Origin of the sequence: Streptomyces boncukensis (assembly GCF_011045075.1) — a bacterium.
Taxonomy (GTDB): domain Bacteria; phylum Actinomycetota; class Actinomycetes; order Streptomycetales; family Streptomycetaceae; genus Streptomyces; species Streptomyces boncukensis.
This window is the reverse complement of sequence record NZ_JAAKZZ010000113.1, coordinates 1-17138: the sequence shown is the minus strand read 5'-3', so window position 1 is coordinate 17138 and position 17138 is coordinate 1. Positions and strand designations below refer to the sequence as shown.

19 protein-coding genes, 1 tRNA gene and 2 pseudogenes are annotated in these 17138 nt (G+C 69.2%); 10 read left to right on the top strand and 12 right to left on the bottom strand.

From position 1 onward, the window contains the following. Nucleotides 1-1081, bottom strand: a 1081-nt coding sequence (locus G5C65_RS13780; RefSeq protein WP_165299089.1) for a serine/threonine-protein kinase, incomplete at its 3' end; no start/stop codon positions are given. A 46-nt stretch (nucleotides 1082-1127) separates the two neighbouring features. Beyond that, the gene (locus G5C65_RS13775; RefSeq protein WP_165299092.1) at nucleotides 1128-1679 is read right to left on the bottom strand and encodes a helix-turn-helix domain-containing protein; all 552 of its coding nucleotides are present in this window, start codon (nucleotides 1677-1679) and stop codon (nucleotides 1128-1130) included. Nucleotides 1680-1808: 129 nt separating this feature from the next. Here G5C65_RS13775 and G5C65_RS13770 point away from each other — a divergent pair. Then, nucleotides 1809-1881, top strand: a tRNA-Ala gene (locus G5C65_RS13770). Between the two features lie 833 nt (nucleotides 1882-2714). Continuing rightward, nucleotides 2715-3179 carry a hypothetical protein gene (locus G5C65_RS13760; protein WP_165299088.1) on the top strand — a complete coding sequence of 155 codons (465 nt, stop codon included), beginning with the start codon at nucleotides 2715-2717 and terminating at the stop codon, nucleotides 3177-3179. A 1030-nt stretch (nucleotides 3180-4209) separates the two neighbouring features. Here the strand turns inward: G5C65_RS13760 and G5C65_RS13755 are convergent. After that, the gene (locus G5C65_RS13755) at nucleotides 4210-4386 is read right to left on the bottom strand and encodes a hypothetical protein (protein ID WP_165299087.1); all 177 of its coding nucleotides are present in this window, start codon (nucleotides 4384-4386) and stop codon (nucleotides 4210-4212) included. 313 nt (nucleotides 4387-4699) lie between these two features. Between G5C65_RS13755 and G5C65_RS40430 the strand changes: the two genes are divergently transcribed. Both G5C65_RS40430 and G5C65_RS13745 read left to right on the top strand, forming a co-directional pair. After that, nucleotides 4700-5122, top strand: a complete 423-nt coding sequence (locus G5C65_RS40430; protein ID WP_338146374.1) for a DUF6545 domain-containing protein — start codon at nucleotides 4700-4702, stop codon at nucleotides 5120-5122. A gap of 227 nt (nucleotides 5123-5349) precedes the next feature. Continuing rightward, complete coding sequence (locus G5C65_RS13745) at nucleotides 5350-5643, top strand: hypothetical protein (RefSeq protein WP_338146373.1); 294 nt, start codon at nucleotides 5350-5352, stop codon at nucleotides 5641-5643. A 928-nt stretch (nucleotides 5644-6571) separates the two neighbouring features. On the opposite strand, the gene G5C65_RS13740 is transcribed toward G5C65_RS13745, so the two are convergent. The 3 genes from G5C65_RS13740 to G5C65_RS13730 form a co-directional block, all read right to left on the bottom strand. Then, nucleotides 6572-6901, bottom strand: a complete 330-nt coding sequence (locus tag G5C65_RS13740; protein WP_165299085.1) for a DUF6415 family natural product biosynthesis protein — start codon at nucleotides 6899-6901, stop codon at nucleotides 6572-6574. Nucleotides 6902-6903: 2 nt separating this feature from the next. Beyond that, on the bottom strand, nucleotides 6904-7065 hold the full coding sequence (locus G5C65_RS13735; protein WP_165299084.1) for a hypothetical protein: 162 nt from the start codon (nucleotides 7063-7065) through the stop codon (nucleotides 6904-6906). Nucleotides 7066-7640: 575 nt separating this feature from the next. Further along, the gene (locus G5C65_RS13730; RefSeq protein WP_165299083.1) at nucleotides 7641-7886 is read right to left on the bottom strand and encodes a hypothetical protein; all 246 of its coding nucleotides are present in this window, start codon (nucleotides 7884-7886) and stop codon (nucleotides 7641-7643) included. 20 nt (nucleotides 7887-7906) lie between these two features. Between G5C65_RS13730 and G5C65_RS13725 the strand changes: the two genes are divergently transcribed. Next, a complete protein-coding gene (locus tag G5C65_RS13725; RefSeq protein ID WP_165299082.1) occupies nucleotides 7907-8131 on the top strand; it encodes a hypothetical protein in 225 nt (74 codons plus the stop codon). 36 nt (nucleotides 8132-8167) lie between these two features. Here the strand turns inward: G5C65_RS13725 and G5C65_RS40425 are convergent, their stop codons facing one another. From G5C65_RS40425 to tnpA (G5C65_RS13705), 5 genes and pseudogenes are all read right to left on the bottom strand, one after another. Next, a complete protein-coding gene (locus tag G5C65_RS40425) occupies nucleotides 8168-8806 on the bottom strand; it encodes a hypothetical protein (protein WP_338146375.1) in 639 nt (212 codons plus the stop codon). Nucleotides 8807-9152: 346 nt separating this feature from the next. Further along, nucleotides 9153-9293: pseudogene (locus G5C65_RS40420) on the bottom strand (helix-turn-helix domain-containing protein); the annotation flags it as partial. Between the two features lie 56 nt (nucleotides 9294-9349). Further along, nucleotides 9350-9994 carry an HAD family hydrolase gene (locus G5C65_RS13715; protein ID WP_165299081.1) on the bottom strand — a complete coding sequence of 215 codons (645 nt, stop codon included), beginning with the start codon at nucleotides 9992-9994 and terminating at the stop codon, nucleotides 9350-9352. A 65-nt stretch (nucleotides 9995-10059) separates the two neighbouring features. Further along, nucleotides 10060-10656, bottom strand: coding sequence for a 3'-5' exonuclease (locus G5C65_RS13710; RefSeq protein WP_165299080.1), 597 nt, complete (start codon nucleotides 10654-10656; stop codon nucleotides 10060-10062). Between the two features lie 709 nt (nucleotides 10657-11365). Next, nucleotides 11366-11782 (bottom strand): IS200/IS605 family transposase, encoded by a 417-nt coding sequence (gene tnpA, locus G5C65_RS13705; RefSeq protein ID WP_165299079.1) that lies wholly within the window; start codon nucleotides 11780-11782, stop codon nucleotides 11366-11368. Nucleotides 11783-11807: 25 nt separating this feature from the next. Between tnpA (G5C65_RS13705) and G5C65_RS13700 the strand changes: the two genes are divergently transcribed. Beyond that, nucleotides 11808-12872 carry an RNA-guided endonuclease InsQ/TnpB family protein gene (locus tag G5C65_RS13700; RefSeq protein WP_165299078.1) on the top strand — a complete coding sequence of 355 codons (1065 nt, stop codon included), beginning with the start codon at nucleotides 11808-11810 and terminating at the stop codon, nucleotides 12870-12872. 2 nt (nucleotides 12873-12874) lie between these two features. Here G5C65_RS13700 and tnpA (G5C65_RS13695) read toward each other — a convergent pair whose 3' ends face one another. Then, nucleotides 12875-13303, bottom strand: a complete 429-nt coding sequence (tnpA, locus tag G5C65_RS13695) for an IS200/IS605 family transposase (protein ID WP_165299077.1) — start codon at nucleotides 13301-13303, stop codon at nucleotides 12875-12877. A gap of 23 nt (nucleotides 13304-13326) precedes the next feature. On the opposite strand from tnpA (G5C65_RS13695), the gene G5C65_RS13690 reads away from it, so the two are divergent. The 4 genes and pseudogenes from G5C65_RS13690 to G5C65_RS38530 all read left to right on the top strand — a co-directional run. Continuing rightward, nucleotides 13327-14487 (top strand): RNA-guided endonuclease InsQ/TnpB family protein, encoded by a 1161-nt coding sequence (locus tag G5C65_RS13690; RefSeq protein WP_206441755.1) that lies wholly within the window; start codon nucleotides 13327-13329, stop codon nucleotides 14485-14487. Nucleotides 14488-14541: 54 nt separating this feature from the next. Continuing rightward, complete coding sequence (locus G5C65_RS13685) at nucleotides 14542-14856, top strand: zinc ribbon domain-containing protein (RefSeq protein WP_165299090.1); 315 nt, start codon at nucleotides 14542-14544, stop codon at nucleotides 14854-14856. 464 nt (nucleotides 14857-15320) lie between these two features. Continuing rightward, nucleotides 15321-16373 (top strand): glycoside hydrolase family 5 protein, encoded by a 1053-nt coding sequence (locus G5C65_RS13680; protein WP_165299076.1) that lies wholly within the window; start codon nucleotides 15321-15323, stop codon nucleotides 16371-16373. A gap of 503 nt (nucleotides 16374-16876) precedes the next feature. After that, nucleotides 16877-17138, top strand: a pseudogene (locus G5C65_RS38530) (hypothetical protein); the annotation flags it as partial.

Below are 17138 nucleotides of genomic sequence, written 5' to 3'. Positions count from 1 at the left end.
GGGGCGCCGCCGCGACCGGCGGCGCTGGCGCGAGCGGATCGGGCGCGGGGCGCTGCTGGACGTCCGCGGACGTCCGCGGACGCGGCGGCGGAAGGCGGAAGCTCCCGGTGGGCGAGGGGTGCGGACCGCCGTCCGCAGGACCATCAGCCGCCGGCCCCGGCCCCTCTTCCTGACGGTCGCGTGGGGAGTCGTCGAGGGGGAGTTCCTCGGGCAGCGGTTCGAGATGGTCGAAGACCTCGATGACCTCCTGCTCCAGCGTGGCATCGGAGTCCAGCAGCTCCGCCGCGTCGGCGAGGGCCTGCCGGGCGGCCGCGGCGGTGGGGAAACGGAGCTCCAGATCGGGGTGGAGGAGCTGGCCCAGCACCTGCCGCAGGGGTTCCGGCACCCCCTCGGGGACGGGCGGCGCCCCGCGCTCCTCGTCCTGCTCGTACTCCTCGTCCTGCTCGGAGAGCGCCGCGGCGTCCGGCTTCCGGCCCAGCAGCAGGTGGAGCCCGACCAGGCCCACGGCGTAGAGGTCGGCGGTGAAGTCCGGGTCGGCGCCCGTCAGTTGTTCGGGTGCGAAGTAACCGGGGGTTCCCACCACGATGTTGGCGTCGGTCAGCCGGGGGTCGCCCTTGCGCAGGGCGATGCCGAAGTCGGACAGCCGCAGATGGGGCCTGCCGGTCCCGGTGGCCTCCAGCAGGATGTTGGCGGGCTTGATGTCACGGTGGACGACGTCCTCGGCGTGCACGGCCGCCAGCCCGGACAGCAGCTGGTCCAGCAGGGTGCACACATACGAGGGCGGCAGCGGGCCGTAGTCTCCGATGAGGTCGGCCAGGGAACCGCCGCGGACGAGGTCCATGGTGAACAGAACCTTGTCGTCGTCCGCCGCCCAGCTCGCGGGGGCGAGCACATGCGGGTGGTCGATACGCAGAGCCTGCTCGCGGACGAAGCGCAGCAGGGAGTGCGCGTCGCTCTGCCGCAGCACCTTGGCGGCCACGTACCGCCGTCGCCTGTGGTCCCAGGCCCGCCAGACCGCACCGGCGCCACCGTGGCCGATCGGGTCGATCAGTTCGTACCGGCCGGCGAAGACCTCTCCCATGGCGCTGTGCCTGCCCCTGCTCTCCGTCGTTGGTTATCGGGACGGTTCAGTTCTGGTGCGCTTCGTAGTGCTTGACGGCGTCCGCCGTACGGCCCGCGCCGTAGACCCGCAGAAACTCGGCGAGCTCCGGGTGGGTGGGGGCGAGCTGGGACGACGCCTCGATGATGTCGGCCGCGTCCGAGACCGAGCGCAGCAGGGCCTGGATCTCGCGCACTACCCGCTTGACGGGCGTCTGCGAGGCGCCGGTGGCCGCGGTCTGCGTGGTGTTGTTCAGCACGCTGCCGCCCGCCGTACGCCGGATCTCGTCCATCCGGTTCGTCGCGTCGCCCGCGCTCACCTCGCCCCGCGCGACCTCGGCGGCCAGCTCCTGGAGCGACTGCACCCGCTGGACGACGGCAGGGTTGCCGATCTTTGCCCGCTGGCCGCTCATAAGCTGCGAAAGCATAGGCGCGGACAGTCCCAGCACCGTGGCGAGCCGGGCCTGGTTGAGCCCGAGGTCGTCGATCAACCGCCGGAAGAGCGTGCCCAACGGCTCGCCGTACCACTGACTCTGAAGCTCCCGCGCTTTCGCGGTCGCTTCGTGCTGAGCTTGGTCCATCATGTGTCCCCTCGGTCCCTCTCCATTACTTCGCTGCCGCGAACTTGCCGTGCATCCTACGGAGGGTGACCGGGGCGGGGCGATACCCGGTCCGAATTCATCTCCGTCAGCGGGTACCCTGGTGCCGAAGGGGCCATAGCTCAGTTGGTAGAGCGCTGTCTTTGCATGGCAGATGTCAGGGGTTCGACTCCCCTTGGCTCCACCCCGGGAGAGGCCGTCTGACCTGCGGGTACGTGGGTCAGGCGGCCTTTCTGCGCTGCTGGCGTCACGAGCTGTGGCGGCTGTAGCGTGCTGTTCCGAGCAGGCGGGGTCGGGCCCGCCAAGGGCGGGGCTGCATCGCGGACGTCCGGAGCCCGGACGAGTGCGGCGGCGCCACTCGACCCCAGGGACCAGCACGGTCTCCCGCACGCGGTCCTCGCAGGCCGCCGTCACCGCCGAACCGCAACTCCGCGCGACGATCCTGTGCGGTCTTGAGGCGTGTGCGTAGAACGGGAGCCTCGATCGGGTGATGGCGGCCGGTGCCGGGCAGGATGCGGAGCCGACGGCCGGGGTTTCGACGGCCGCAAACGGCACGTCGCGGTCGACACCCTCGGACAGCCCCTGCCGCCACACCGGTACCTGCGTCTTCGGTTTCGCCCCAGCCCGGGGCTCCGTGGGTGCGTCCGCATCCTGCGGCTCCGGGGTGACCTCCGCCTCGCCGGTACGGTCACCGTCGGGAGCCAGCACCGTATCGACCGCCTGCGCGCGATCGCCCCCTCCAGCCACTCCTGCTCGGCCGCGGCCAGTTCGGCCTGGACGCGATCGGCCTCCTCCCGCAGCCCGTCGACCCGACGGCGAGCAGCGAGCTCGTCCGGCTGAGCACCGTGCACAGTTTGGGGCACTGATTGGCCAGCATGCGCATTGCCCAGGAGCACGGCCTCTCCTACTGTCCTGGTGACGGACGACCATGGCGCAGGAACGATGACACCCGTCCGACGGGTGCGGACCGTCAAGCCATGTGGGTCAACCCATCGACCAGACCAACGGGGGAGAATCATGCGTGACAAGGCACGAGCTGGCGTCGTCGCCGGAGTGGTGGCGCTCGGAGTGCTCAGCGCCGGTACCGCTGTGGCGGCGCCGACGGGAGAGACAGACAGCGCCGCACCGAGAGCGAGAGCCGCCGTAGCCGGGGCGGACAACGCCGACGGCGCTTCTCAGCCAGCCGCCGCGGAGACGGCCCCGTCAGCAGACGGTCTCCTTGCGGTTCACCGCAAGAGCTCCAAGTGCAACTCGCCGAAGGGCAAGCGGTTCAACGTCTCCTGGGGCGACGGCTCACAGTCCACGACCTTCTACTTCAACAACCACTGCAACAAGAAGCGCCGTATCGTCGTACGACTCAACTGGGGCAACCGGCCGGTCGTGGAATGCATCGTCGTCAACCCGCACACCAAGGGACGGAAGAAGATCGGTAGGCAAACCGACGCCCTCAAGATCAGCCTCCCCAAGTCGAAGTGCCCCTGAGGCCGACACATCCCGGGCTTCGGGCCCCGGTCTCAGCCGCAACACCTGCCGACGGCGCACGGGCACGTGACGGGGCCGGGTGGCAGCATCTCCGCGAAGACCGCCACAAGGTCGACGACCGGGGGTGCCGTCGTCGGCGTCGAGATCCGTCACCCGAAGGTCGCGCCCGGCGTCATGCGCCGGATATGCCCGTAGGGGCGCTGGCCGTGCCGGGATCCTGACAAGGCGGCACGAGGAATTCGACCGTATGCGAAGGGAGTGGACTTTGTTCACTCTCGGCTGCGCGGATTCACCACGCTGGAATGCGCGAGCGGGTCGGAAGCGGGTCCAGAAAAGGCACTGCCCCTGGGACGGCCTGTGGTTGTCGTCCCAGGGGCACTTCGCCGGCGGACGATCCGGCGCGGGCTGTCGCGCTGCTGCCGGCGGCCGCCGAGCCTTCAGCGCGTCACGGGCGGCGGATCAGGCGGAGATGCGTGACACCGCGCAGATCAGCGGGCCGCCGGCGCCCCGCTCGCGGACGGCGCAGAGGAACACCTCGGTGACCCACGCGGCAATGTCGAGTGACCACTCCCGGGTACGGCAGCGGAATGACTCCCCCTTACGATCATTTGCTCAATAAAGTCATGATTGTTGGACAGTTCTGAGGCGGTAGCGATCGATGCGCTCAACCGCATGTGTGTCCAGGTGCTCGACAGCGACCGTCAGCCAGGGCACAGCAGGCTCCGCGAGACGGAGCGGGGCACACACTGTGTAGGAGAAGGCCGTCGCGCCGTTCTGGCGTCCGGGTGCAGCTCGGCGAGAAGGCAGTGGTCGAACGGGAGCCACAGGCTTGGTGGGGTGATCGGGCTGATGCGGATCCCGTCCGACGTAAGGACGGTGCGCGCGGGGGTCTGGTCGCGCCGCTGCGGCTGTGCGGCATGGCGTGCCTCGCGCGCGTGCCGGGCCTGCAGGTAGGTGTTGCGGACCCAGCGGCGGCCGAAAATAAGGTGTGACCGGGGCGCTCGGGTTCGGTGCCGCACCACCGGGATGCCTAGCCCCAGACGGCCGCGTACGCCACCTCGCCGTTCCCCAGCGGTAGCTCGTCCGTCCGCGTCGGGCGGAGGGCTGCTCCGGCGCGGAGGGGCTTCGCCAGGCGGCGTGCGTGCTCGCGGCCCCGGTGGAGTGCCACCTCGCGGGCCCGCAGCAGGTGCCTCTCGCGCCTTCTCACTGTCGTGTCACCTCCCCCCGCCGCGGACCGTTCGCCTGCTCGCTGCAGGGTGCGTCGTCCTCGGTGCGCAGGAGCGCGAGAAGTTCTCCGAGACGGTCATTGCCGATCGGATGGACGGCGCGCACGGCACGGCCCACCACCGCGCGGCTGCCCCCTCCCGCGTCGTCGGCGGCTTGCTTGGCGCGCGAGTGGGGGGGGAGGGCAAGCAGTTCGTCGTCGCTCGGCTGACAGGCTGGAGCCTTGGGCTCGTCCTGGTCCGGGACAGAGGGCGGTGCCGTCCGGGACGGACCGGCTGTCGGTCCGCGTCATCAGAATGAACAGACGGACCGCGCCGGCGAGTGAGAGCGGGGCGAGCGTCGACAGCACGCCGACGACCGAGTCGTCCAGGTGCAGCGCGTTCGCCCGCAGGCCGGCGCCGCTCCGGGCTGTCTGTCGCGCAGCAGGAGCAAGACCCGTACGCCGTACGCCCCCGGCAGTCGGCGATGCCGCGGTCGCACTGCGCTCCTACGTTCCCGCCACCGTCCAGCAGCGGGCCGAGGTGGAAGCATCCGCCGCAGGACTCGCCGATGACGCCCGAGAGGCGTTCGCCACGGCATGCTGGCTCGCCACCGCAGCCCGGGTCGCTCTGCACACCGAGCCTCTCGGGGGAGTGGAGCACCCCTCGTTCAACAGCCGGTACAGAGAGAGCGCGAACGAGATCGCCTGGATGCGGCGCATCAGCTCCACGTACGCGTAGCACCCCGGAGTCACCGCCTTCGCGGGACGCGAAGCGGCCGCGTACATCCCGGTCGGCACGCCCCAGGGGGCCACCCGTGACGACCACTGACGTCCCGCCGTCCGCCGGCCGAGCCCGCCCTCGCCGTACGGTCACCGACAAGCTCGCCCCCAAGACCTGGATCACCCTGGTCCCCCTGCTCGTGGGCGAGCCTGGGCTGGGCGGCCGCCGGAACCCTCTTCGCCGCGGTGATCCCGCTACCGACCATCAACTACGGCATCCGCAAGGGTTGCTGGACCGACCGCCACCTGGGAGTCCGCTCCAGCCGCCTGCTGGTGATGGCCGCCATCCTGCTGTCGGTCGCGGACGGCATCCTCCTGCTGGCCTACGCTGTGGTCGTGGTCGTCGGCTGGTCCCGAGTCGCCCTGGGCGGCCATACGCGGGCACAGGCGGCATCCGGGACGGCGTTCGGGGCGGCAGCCGCGGCACTGAGCTTCGCACTGCTCCGGGGGCGAAGACCTGTTCGCTGCCACCCCCGTTGATCGGCATGCCACCGGGTACCGACCCGACGGTACAAGCAGAAGGACCTCCACGTGCGCGGAGAGCGCGCGGCCCCCGACGGTCAGGGCACACTCGCACTGCGGACGTCCCTCCCCGTGCGTGTGAGGAGCACCGAGAGGCTGCAGTCAGGTAAGGCCCTTCCTGCGTGTGCGGGGAGCAGGGCCTGTCGACAGAGCTTCTCGACAGGTCGGATGGGCTGGCCGCACCTGGCGTCCCATTGAACGGCCGTAGCGGCGGCGTTTGGCGGTGGAGCTCCAGGCTTGGCAGGCTGGTCGGGTTGTAGCGCCCTGGCTGATATGTTCTGTTTCCTATCGGAAACGTAAGGTCGTCGCCCTCGTATGGCGGATTCTCGCGCTCCGGGCGCCCGGTAGTCCCCTCTTGCTGCGGGCGGCACCCGGACCGGCGATCAGCTGTACGTACGCTGCACCTGATGCGAGGCACACCCTCGCCCACGTTCTACCGAAGGGGAGAAATGTCTGAATCTCCGTTGGTTGCTCAGATCGACGTTCCCTTTCGATAGACGCCCTGGTCAGCGAGCCTGCTCCCCGCGCACGCGGGGATGGACCCGACACGATCGACGCCGAGTACACGCCGGCCGACTGCTCCCCGCGCACGCGGGGATGGGCCCCAGGGGCAGCACGGGGGTGTCAGGGCTCTTCCTGACTGAGCTACCAGGACCGAGGGCCGCTCCAGTTGAGGGAGCGGCCAGGGCGCGGCTCGCCCGGCGGCGTCGGGTGGCCAGCCGTGCGGCGTGGCAGCGGGCGAGGAGCGCCCGGCACCGCGTGGCGCGGTGGAGCCCGGTATGCGTTGGCGGCGGGGCGTAGCCGTAGTACTGCCCGCAGCGGTCGCACTGCGGGCGCCCCTGGTTGTTGATGCGGATCGCGCCGCCGCATCCGCACTTCACCGTCGTCATGGTCCCTTCCTTTCCGTGTAGGCGAGCAGGACGGTGGTGGTCTTGGCCCAGATTCGTAGCCGGTCGGCCGGGCTGCCGGTGGGGCCGGTGCTCAGGAGCCTGCGGGCGAAGGCGACCGAGGAGAGGCCCACATCCCGACGTCGGGTGTCGACCGGTAGGCGCTCGGCCGCCTCCTGGGCTTCGGGCAGCAGCTCGGCCACGTCGGCGCGCAGACGGCACAGCGCGCGGGCGTTCGCATCGCGGCCGGGCTGATGCTCGGCCAGGAGCAGGGCCGCGGCCACGTCGCGCCGGGCGCGGACGTGCGGGTCCTCGGGGGTGGCCCTCACCGTCACCGTCCTCCTCGCCGCTTGCGCTGGTCGCAGGCATCGGTGTTGACGCACAGCCAGATGTCGGCGCCGCCGCGGGAGGGGGAGTCCTTGACTGCGCGGTGCTCCAGCTCGGCGCTGCGGCCGGGGGCGCCGCAGCGTGCGCACCGCTTCGTGGCGTCCATCACCGCTCCAGTCCCTGCCGTCGGACGAGCCGTTTGACGTCGAGGCGGGCCGCGGCGATCAGCGCGATCACGGCCGTGAGGACGACGTCGTCGTCCGGGAGCGGGCCCAGGTTCAGGCCCTGCTCCAGCCAGTCCCCGTACAGGTCGGATCGGGCCGCCTGCTGGCGGGCGCGTTCGGCGCAGTACTCGGCGAACGCACGGAGAGAGGGCGCGGTATCCGTCGAGCAGAGGGGCGTGGGTGCCCAGCGTGGCCAGTTTGGTCTCGGCGTGCTCGGGGTCCCAGGCGTCTTGGAGGACCTGGTCGACGGCGTTGTGGAGCGTTTCGCTCAGGTCGAGGACGTGCGAGTGGTCGCTGGGGAGTTTGGGCACGGCTGGCTCCGGTGGTGGGTTGGGGATGCAGGCGCAGGCGTAGGTGCCGCGCACGGCGATCGTCCGGGGCGCGTCTCCGGGTGCCGGTTCGGTCCAGGCGGTGACGCGCGGCGGCATCCCGCAGTGCGGGCAGGGTGCGGCCTCGGCGCGCACCACGGCGGCTACGGCCGCGACCGCGCGGGCGGCGGTACGGCGGGCACGCGGGCTCACCGCCGCGGCCTCGTCTCCGCGTACCGGACGGCTGCGGCGTCGTAGGCGGCGCGTTCGTCGTCGGTGGCCGCGCGCAGGTCGCCGATGCGGGTGGTGATCTCGACCGCGTGCGGCAGGATGATCCGCACCCAGCCCCCGGCGAGCACCATCTGCACCCGGCCCGTCCAGCAGGACACCGGCGGCGACTCCCGCGCGGCGACCTCATCCACCACATACGCGCCACGCATGTAGCGGGCGGTCATCGTGTCATCCGATCTGCGCGGTGCACACCGCAGGCGACGACTCGCCAACGACGAGGATGCCCCGACGTGGCGACCACGATCTCTCCAGTCGGTACAAGACCGTCGACCTTGCCGCACACTCTGTACGTTTCACCCTGCAGCCGAGCGAAGCTGATCCGAAGGGCAAGAGGCGCAGGCGGCGCGAGCTGGCTCATGACGATCCGATCTTCCTGTCATCGGTGGACAGGAAGATGCTCGCGCGCTGAAACTGCCACAACTGCCACACCGTGTGGCAGCGGTACTCAGAGAGCTTGGCACCAAGCCATGAACCGAGTCAGCTCCTCACTGGGGACGCGCTTCAAACGACGCACCTTGACGATGTCCTCACGAACCCACCGATGCTCACGCGTGTGCTGGGGTGCCAGACGGCGAGCGACCTTCAGGGAGTCATACGCGTCGTCCGGGAGCCCGGCCCACAACTGGGCTCGTGCGACCTCGATATGGAAGCCTGAGCGCCGCTCGGTCGGCATGTCGGCAGGGGGCGCCCACTCGTTGGCTACGTTCAGCACCCGGCGCGCATGTTCATCGCCGAGCCCCACGGCGACCGCTGCCTCATGGATACGCACGGACGAAGGGCCAAACGCTGTCCCGCCGTACACGTCCTCGGGTACCTCGTCTCCGAACCGACGCGCTTCATCGAGGTGGCGGGTAGCCACGTCCGGCATCCGGGCACGGCCAGCAATGACCGCGGCACGCATGTGCAGCGCGCCACGGGCGGCTTTCTCGTCCGGTGTGCGAGGAGATGGGGCAGAGTCCAGTGCCGCCTCCAGCGCGCGCAGTCCGGCGGTGTGAGCACGAGCGGTGAAGAACGTCTCCGTCCGGACATACGCGACCGTGGCGTCCGGTAGCGGGTCCTCCGCAGCGGGGGCCGCCCACCGCATCAGCGGCGCGGTATGCGGCCACCATCAGGCGGGCCAGGTCCGCCCGTTGCTCCTCGGGGGCAGTGTGCAAGGCCCGCGCCAGGTCATCGAGCAGGGCAGGCACGCGGCGGGCAAGGCGCAGGTATTGCGTGCTCAACCGCCGTTCCACGGCCTCTCCCACCGCCGCCTTCATATCGGGCAGCGAGCGCACCGGTCCGTCCTCCGGCGCGTCGTAGGTGGCCAGAACCTGGGAGATCGACGGCACGCACTGGTGCACCCGCGAGTCCGGGAGGGGCCGGTTCCCCAGCAGCCGGTCAGGATCGATCCCTATCGCCTCCGCGAGGGCGTCCAGCACGGAGTAGCTCAGTCGCCGTCCGCCGCGTTCGACGGCCCGCACCATGCTGTAGGACACACCGGAGACGTCGGCCAACTGAAGCTGTGTCCACCCCGCTGCACGCCGAGCTGCGGCGATAGTCGTGCCCACGTCACGGGGGGAGTCTTCGGCCATAGGGGTTCTCCATTCCGTGCCTCGACACGAACGTAGCCAGCCCCCGGCGTGATCCGCTACACGCCGCTCGTGAGGAGTGCGGGCAGCTCCCGGATGCTGGTGATGGTCCAGTCCGGGCGCTGCACCCCGGCCGCGTCCGCCCACAGGTGACCCCAGGGGCCGCGCCGGATCAGGCAGGTACGGAGTCCGGCATGGGCGGCAGGGGCGATGTCGTTCGCGGGATGGTCACCCACATACAAGGTGGCGGACGGCAGGGACCCCGTGGTCTTCAGCAGACGCTCGAAGAAGGCAGGTTCGGGCTTGGCGACCCCCCACTCGGCCGAGGTCGAGACGCTGTCCGCCGGCACACCGAGGCTCCGGAGAAGTTCGCCCGCGCGCGAGGTCTGATTCCCCGCGATGTGTACGGCATAGCCCGCCTCACGGAGTTCGGCGAGCCCCGGCCTCACATCGTCGTAGAGGTCGCTGTCTTCGAGCTGTTCCCCGAATCCGGCGGCCTCTTTGGCCGCACGCTCGGCTTCGATGTCAGCACCAGGGCGGATCAGGCGGAGTGCGTCGGCGTTGTCCCGCCCTTGGGCTACGACGGCACCGACGAGCGCGGACAGGGTGTGCCGGGGCACACCGAGCCAGTCCGCCCATGTTCCCCAGTAGCGGTCGTCACGGACCAGAGTTTCGCCGACGTCGAAGACCACGGTGGTAATCATCGTGATCAGCCTACGGCCCGGGCCTGAGCGGAGATCACGGTGGTGTCATGGCCGCACCGATCACGTCAGCGCAGACACCCCTCGGGCAGAGTGGCCCCTGTGGCACACAGGTGCTTGATCGCCGCAGCGAATGAATAGCAGTCGAACAGTGCTGAATGCTCCTCCCCGGCAGTGGGCTTGGGCAGGTCGAGGTCTCTCCACAGGCGTCCGACGTTGGACATCGCCGTGGCGGGCGCAATGGTGTTCAGCCAGGGGCGGATGTTGAGGAAGTTGGCTTCCAGAAAGCTGTGCTTGATCTCTTCACCGCGGGCTCGGGCCCAGCCCACGTTCTCACCCAGGACCACCATGTCGTTGCCGTACGACAGCACGGACTGTCCCTGGCAGAAGCCCAGGAGTTCGCCGAGTGCTTCAGCCGGGGAGAGTCCCTTACGGTCAACCGAACTCTGGTCAATCCCGGTGAGTTCCGTAAAGTACGCCGACAGGCGAGGATTGATCACGGGGCGAACCAGCGCTTCGTATTCCTCGACAACGGAAAAGTCCCCGCTGAGGCGCAGGGCGCCGATCTGGACAATCTCTCGGAGCTGCCCTTCCTCCGCCCAGTCCCGCTCAAGTGCGTCCGGCCAGGATGTAAATTCAAGGTCAAATACCACGAGGGTGGACATTCGATGCTCTCCTCGCCTTGATTCTCGATTCTCGGAGCGGGCATTTTACTCTTGCTCGGCAAGCGCTCGACCCGCCGGGGAAGCTTTCTCGCCACATACCCCCTTCGGAGCCGGCGGGAAACGATGCCCCGGCGTCGTTACAGATCTTTCGTCACTCGTTAACCAATCGTCCGACCATCATTGGCACATGCAGTAAAGAAGGACCCCTATCCTCGTCGGATGTTCAGTGACCCGCCTTACAGGGTCCGCTCGCACTTCCCATGGCGCGAAGAAAGCGAACCGAAGCAGTCATCTCACCACAGGGGTCTCAAGATGACCACAATCTGCGCTCATCCCGCCGAAATAGCCGCTCGGGTCGCCGCGGAGGGCTGGGCCATCGCCAAGAACCGCCTCGACGCGGACGAAGTCCACAACGCGCGCACCTTAATCGCCGCTCACTTCCAGGCGGGCCAGGGCGTGTTACTCGGCGGGGCGAGGGTGCAGCCGGCCGCTGCCCACTTCGTCCCCGGCCTCTCCTGGCTCTACGCGCATCCCCGGGTTGTCGAGCTCGCCCGGGCCGCACTGGGCACCCGGGACATCACCTTCACCGGCCACCAGGATCTAGCGAGGGAGTACCGGGCTTCGGCCCGGTGGGGAATCGCTTCCGTGGGCTGCTCCGACCTCGGCTGTGGGCATGGATCTGCACTTTCACCCGCGCCCACGACAAGGGTCACAGCGGTCGGTTCTGGTTCTCGATGTACCGGCGCACTATCGCGAGCGGCGCTCCTCCCACGGACCCGGCGAAGTACGAGCCGGACCACAGCTTGTTCGCTCGGTAGTAGTGCTGTACGAGGTCGGGGAACTCCTGGCGCATCCGGCGTGAGGAGACGCCCTTGAGGGAGTTGACCAGCTTCGAGACGGCGACCTTGGGCGGGAAGTTCACCAACAGGTGGACGTGGTTGGACCCGCCGTCGAACTCGGTCAGCTCGGACTCGAAGTCCGCGCACACGTTCCGCATGATCTCCTCCATGCGGGTCAGGTGGGCGTCGGTGAAGACGTGATGCCGGTACTTCGTCACGAAAACCAAGTGGGCGTGCATGAGGAAGACGCAGTGACGACCAGTTCGGATGTTCTCGTATTCAGCCATAACCCAAGTATGTATGATGACCGGCGTGCAGCTTCGTTACCAGTACCGCGTCAGCCTGACGCCCGGCCAGCGCATCCGTGCGGCCCGGGTGTTCGGGTGCAAGCGCGTGGTCTGGAACGACGCCCTCGCCCTCCAGAAGCCGCGCAAGGCGGCGAACAAGCGGCTCGGGAACCCGAAGCACCGCATCGCCCAAGGCCCGTACTGGGCGATCCCGAAGGCCGCCGAGCTGGGCAAGCTGCTGATCACCGTCGCGAAGAAGACCCCGCAGCGGTCGTTCCTCACGGATGCGCCGGTCGGCGTCCTCCAGCAGACCCTCCGCGACCTGGACCAGGCGTGGAAGGCACACGAGAACTCCAAGACGGGCAAACGCCCTGGGCCGAAGGTCGAGCCACCCCGGCGAAAGTCCCGCAAGGACAACCGGCAGACCGCACGGTTCACGATCTCGGACCGGTTCAAGGTCCTGGAGGACGGCAAGCTGCGTCTGCCGAAGATCGGTGACGTGCGGGTGAAGTGGACCCGCGCCCTGCCCTCGGTCCCGTCGTCGGTGACGCTGGTCAAGGACCCCTCCGGCCGGTACTGGGCCAGCTTTGTCGTGGAGACCGACCCGGCAGACGATGTGCTGCCCTGGGCCGTCGGCGACCAGGGCATCGACCTTGGCCTGAATCGCTTCGCGGTCCTCGCGGACGGCTCGCACATCTCCTCCCCGAAGTACCTGCGCAGGGCAGAGAAGAAGCTGAAGAAGCGGCAGCGGGAGCTGTCGCGGAAGAAGAAAGGCAGCAACAACCGGGACCAGGCCCGAATCAAGGTCGCCCGTGCACACGCCGCCGTGGCCGATGCGCGCCGGAACTTCCACCACCAGTGGTCCCACAAGCTGACGAGCGAGAACCAAGCCGTCTTCGCGGAGACCCTGAACGTGCGTGGACTGGCGCGAGGGCGCCTCGCGAAGAGCGTGCACGACGTGGGCTGGGCGCAGTTCGTCTCCTTCCTTCAGCCGGATCTAGCAAGGAACCCCGGCCCCTTTAGGGGCTCGGGAGGAGTTGCTTCTCAAGACAGGGGTGACCCGCGCCGGAGCACGGGTCGGCACTGTTGACCTCAGTCGGGACGCTTCTGGTTCTCGATGTACTCCTTGATCACGGTGAGCGGTGCGCCGCCGCAGGAGGCGGCGAAGTAGGACGGGGACCAGAAGCGTTCGCCCCACAGGTACCGCTTGATGTGGTCGGGGTACTCCTTGCGGAGGTAGTGGGCGGAGACGCCCTTGAGGGAGCCGACCAGCGCAGAGAGCTTGACCTGTGGCGGGTAGTGCACCAGGAGGTGTACGTGGTCGGTCTCGCCGTTGAACTCGCGCAGCTCCACGTTCGCCTTGGCGCACACCTCCCGCATGATCTCTTCGCAGCGCGTCAGGATCTCGTCGGTGAAGACCTTCCGCCGGTACTTGGGGGTGAAGACCAGATGCGCGTGCAGGGTGTAGACGACGCTACGGCCCCTGCGAATATCGGGGTTCGGTTCCCATCGGGGTGACATAGACACGATGCTATAGTGCTCGCATGAAGATCGTCGTGCAGGTCAAACTCACGCCGGATGCCGTGCAGGCACCGACGATCGAGTCGACCCTGCATGCCGCGAACGAGGCCGCGAACTGGGTGTCCCAGGTGTCGCATCAGCACTTCGGCCTCAAGGGCTCCGTCCGCGAGCTGCGGAAGCTGTGTTACGGCGAGCTGAAGGCCCGTGGTTTCGGGGCGCAGGCCGCGCAGCACATCATCAAGCGCGTCGCCGACACGTACACGACGCTGCGAGTCAGCATCAAGGCCGGGAACCTCGGCCCGGAAGGCTCCAAGCGCCGCCGCAAGGCCGAGTCGAAGCCGGTCACCTTCCGGCCCGATGCGGCACACACGTACGACGATCGCTGTTTGAGCTGGAACTACGACGCCCAGACCGTGTCCATCTGGACCCTGGACGGCCGGACCAGGAACGTGCCCTTCGCCTGCTCTCCGGCCGCGCTCAAGCAGCTCACCGAGCACCGCAAGGGCGAGTCCGATCTGATCGAGCGGGACGGCAGGCTGTTCCTGGTCGCCACCCTCGACATCGCCGAGCCCGAGGTGTTCGAGCCGAAGGGCTGGATCGGAGTGGACCGGGGCATCAACAACCTCGCCACCACCAGCGACGGGGACAACCACTCCGGCCGTCGCCTGGGCCGGTACCGGCGCTGGCAGGCCCGTAAGAAGGCCGAGATCCAGGCCAAGCGCACCCGCAGCGCTGCCCAGCTCCTCAAGAAGCGTGCCCGCCGCGAGACCCGGCACGCGACCCACGTCAACCACAAGGTCTCCAAGACTGTCGTTGCTGTCGCCCAACGCACCGAGCGCGGCCTGTCCCTGGAACAGCTCCAGGGCATCCGCGAGCGGGTTACGGTTCCCCGCGACCAGCGAGCACGCCAGTCCTCCTGGCCGTTCCACCAACTCGGCTCGTTCATCGAGTACAAGGCACGCCGTGCCGGCGTGCCGTTCATCGAGGTGGACCCGGCCTACACCTCGCAGCGCTGCCCGCGCTGCGGCCACACCGAGCGCGGCAACCGCCGCACTCGGGACCACTTCTCTTGTCGTCGGTGCGGCCTCGCTGGGCCAGCCGACCACGTCGCCGGGGTCAACATCGCACAGCGAGGGGCCACGGCGTGGGTATTCGTAAACATGCCCCAACCCGACCCCGCATAGCGGGTCCGGGCGATGTGACCCGTGACCGCCCTGTCGTAGGGGGCAGTCGGGAGCATAAGCGGAGCCTCACAGGGGCCCAGAGCCGGAAAGCTCGGTCCCTTCAGGGGCCGAGTTGTTTACTACAAGGCGACCCGGCGCGGGCGGACGTTCGTCAAGGTCGCCCGCGACTTTCCCAGCTCGCAGATATGTTCCGCCTGCGGGCACCGGGACGGGAAGAAGCCGCTCCAGGTCCGGGCATGGACGTGCCCGGACTGCGCAGTCCGGCACTGTCGGGACTGGAACGCAGGCAAGAACGTCCGATACGAAGGACGCCGTATCCTCTCGGCGACAGCACCACCCACCCCCGGACCGGGGGCCTCACGCCGGTAACGGCGCGAGTAAACGCCTGCGGAGCGCACGTAAGACCAGGCAGCAGCCCGGCAGCGCGCACAACCCCCACCCTGGTGGGGAGGAAGCAGGAACCCACCCGAAGCGGGCGGACCTCACGGCGAGGACCACCCCCAGACGGAGAATCCCTGCCCTTCAGGGCAGTCGGAGGAGGTCAATCAGATCCTGCTCCAGATCCTCGGCACCAGTCTGCTGTTCCACCGACTGCGCCGTTCCGCCGGCCAGCCACCGCAGCACCGCGACGGCGACCGAGCAGCGAAGCCCTCCGCGCCAACGGGCCGGGACCACAGTCGGTACCGCAGGTGGTGAGGAGCCCGTGCTGTTCCGCGCGTGTCAACCCCTCGCAGGATTGACAGGTGCACGCTAATATTGCAGCTTTGGGAGCGCTCCCATAATCCCGCGTCCCGGACGAACAGCGTTGGTTTCCGCTCACGTGAGGAGTCGCAGTGAGAACACGACGGAAAACACTGGCCGCCCTGCTTCTCGGCCTCGCCGCCCTGTTCGGCCTGGGCGGCGGCCCGGCCTCCGCCGACCACGCCGGATCGCCCGGCGCGCAGGCCACCGGGCTGCACATCAGCGACGGCCGACTCGTCGAGAGCAACGGCAACGACTTCGTCATCCGGGGCGTCAGCCACCCCCACACCTGGTACCCCGGCGAGACGCAGTCGTTCGCGGACATCAAGGCCAAGGGCGCCAACACGGTGCGCGTCGTACTCGGCAGCGGCCAGCGCTGGGGTCCGAACAGCCCCGGGGACGTGGCCGGTGTCGTCGACCGGTGCAAGGCGAACCGTCTGATCTGTGTGCTGGAGGTGCACGACACCACCGGCTACGGCGAGGAGGGCGCGGCCGCCTCGCTGGACCAGGCGGCCGACTACTGGATCGGCCTCCAGCACGTCCTCGCCGGCCAGGAGGACTACGTCATCGTCAACATCGGCAACGAGCCCTACGGCAACGTCGACGCGTCCCGCTGGACCGCCGACACCGCCGCCGCCATCGCCAAGCTGCGGAGTGCCGGATTCGCGCACACGCTGATGGTGGACGCGCCCAACTGGGGCCAGGACTGGGAGGGCGTCATGCGCGCCAGCGCCCGGTCCGTCCACGCCGCCGACCCCACCGGCAACACGGTCTTCTCGGTGCACATGTACGGCGTCTACGACACCGCTCAGGAGGTCGACGACTATCTGAACGCCTTCGTCGGTGCCGGACTGCCCCTCGTGGTCGGCGAGTTCGGTATCGATCACACGGACGGAAACCCGGACGAGGACACCATCATGGCCACCACCACGCGGCTCGGGCTCGGCTACATCGGCTGGTCCTGGAGCGGCAACAGCGGTGAGGTCGCGTATCTGGACATGGTGGCCGGCTTCGACCCCGACCGGCTGACCGAGTGGGGCCAGCGGTTCTTCAACGGCGCCAACGGCATCCGCGAGACCTCCCGCGAGGCCACCGTCTACGGCGGCGGGATGGCGGACGGCACGCGGCGCCCGGCATCCCGCTGAGTCAACCGCCGCCCTCGGCAGCACTTCTGCCGCCCGAACCGGGCGCACGCCGGGGCCCCGCGGGGGTGCGTGCGATTCCCCTCGTGGCGACGGCGTCCCCGGCTCCGGCATGACGCGCGCCAGGGCAGACCCCGGCTCCGCACACGACATCCGCACCGCGACGCAGCACGGCAGGAGCACGACAGGAGACACGGCAGGAACACGGCAGGAGCACGACAACAGCACGGCAGGAGACACGGCAGGAGCACGACATCGCGACAAGGAGGAACACCGCCATGCGGCCAACAGCAACCCGGACCACCCGGACCGCCCGGACCGCCCGGACCGCCCGGACCGCCCGGACCGGGGGCCCGCCCGGCGCGACCCCGTCCGAAGAGCGGGGTGGGCGAGCACGGCGTGGCCCTGCTCGCTGCTCTCGTCAGTGGGACATCACCGGGCTCCAGCGCTTCAGCGGCGTGTGACAGCGCGCCTCCTCACATCCCCCACACCCAAGGATTCACCCCATGCCGATGCAACGACGTACGTTCCCCAGCCGGCGCACCGTGCTGAAACTGAGCGCGCTCGGAGCGGCGGGCGCCGGTGCGGCTCTGCAGGCGGCCGGTCAGGCAGTAGCGCACCGCCCTGCCTCGCCGGTCCACGCACCGCTGGACGCGCCGGCCGAGCCGTTCGCCGTCGGCGTGCGCGAGTACGCCTGGACCCGCGGCGACCGCCCGTGCACCACCTTCGTCTACTACCCCGCCACCGGCGCCCCCGGCGGCGACCCGG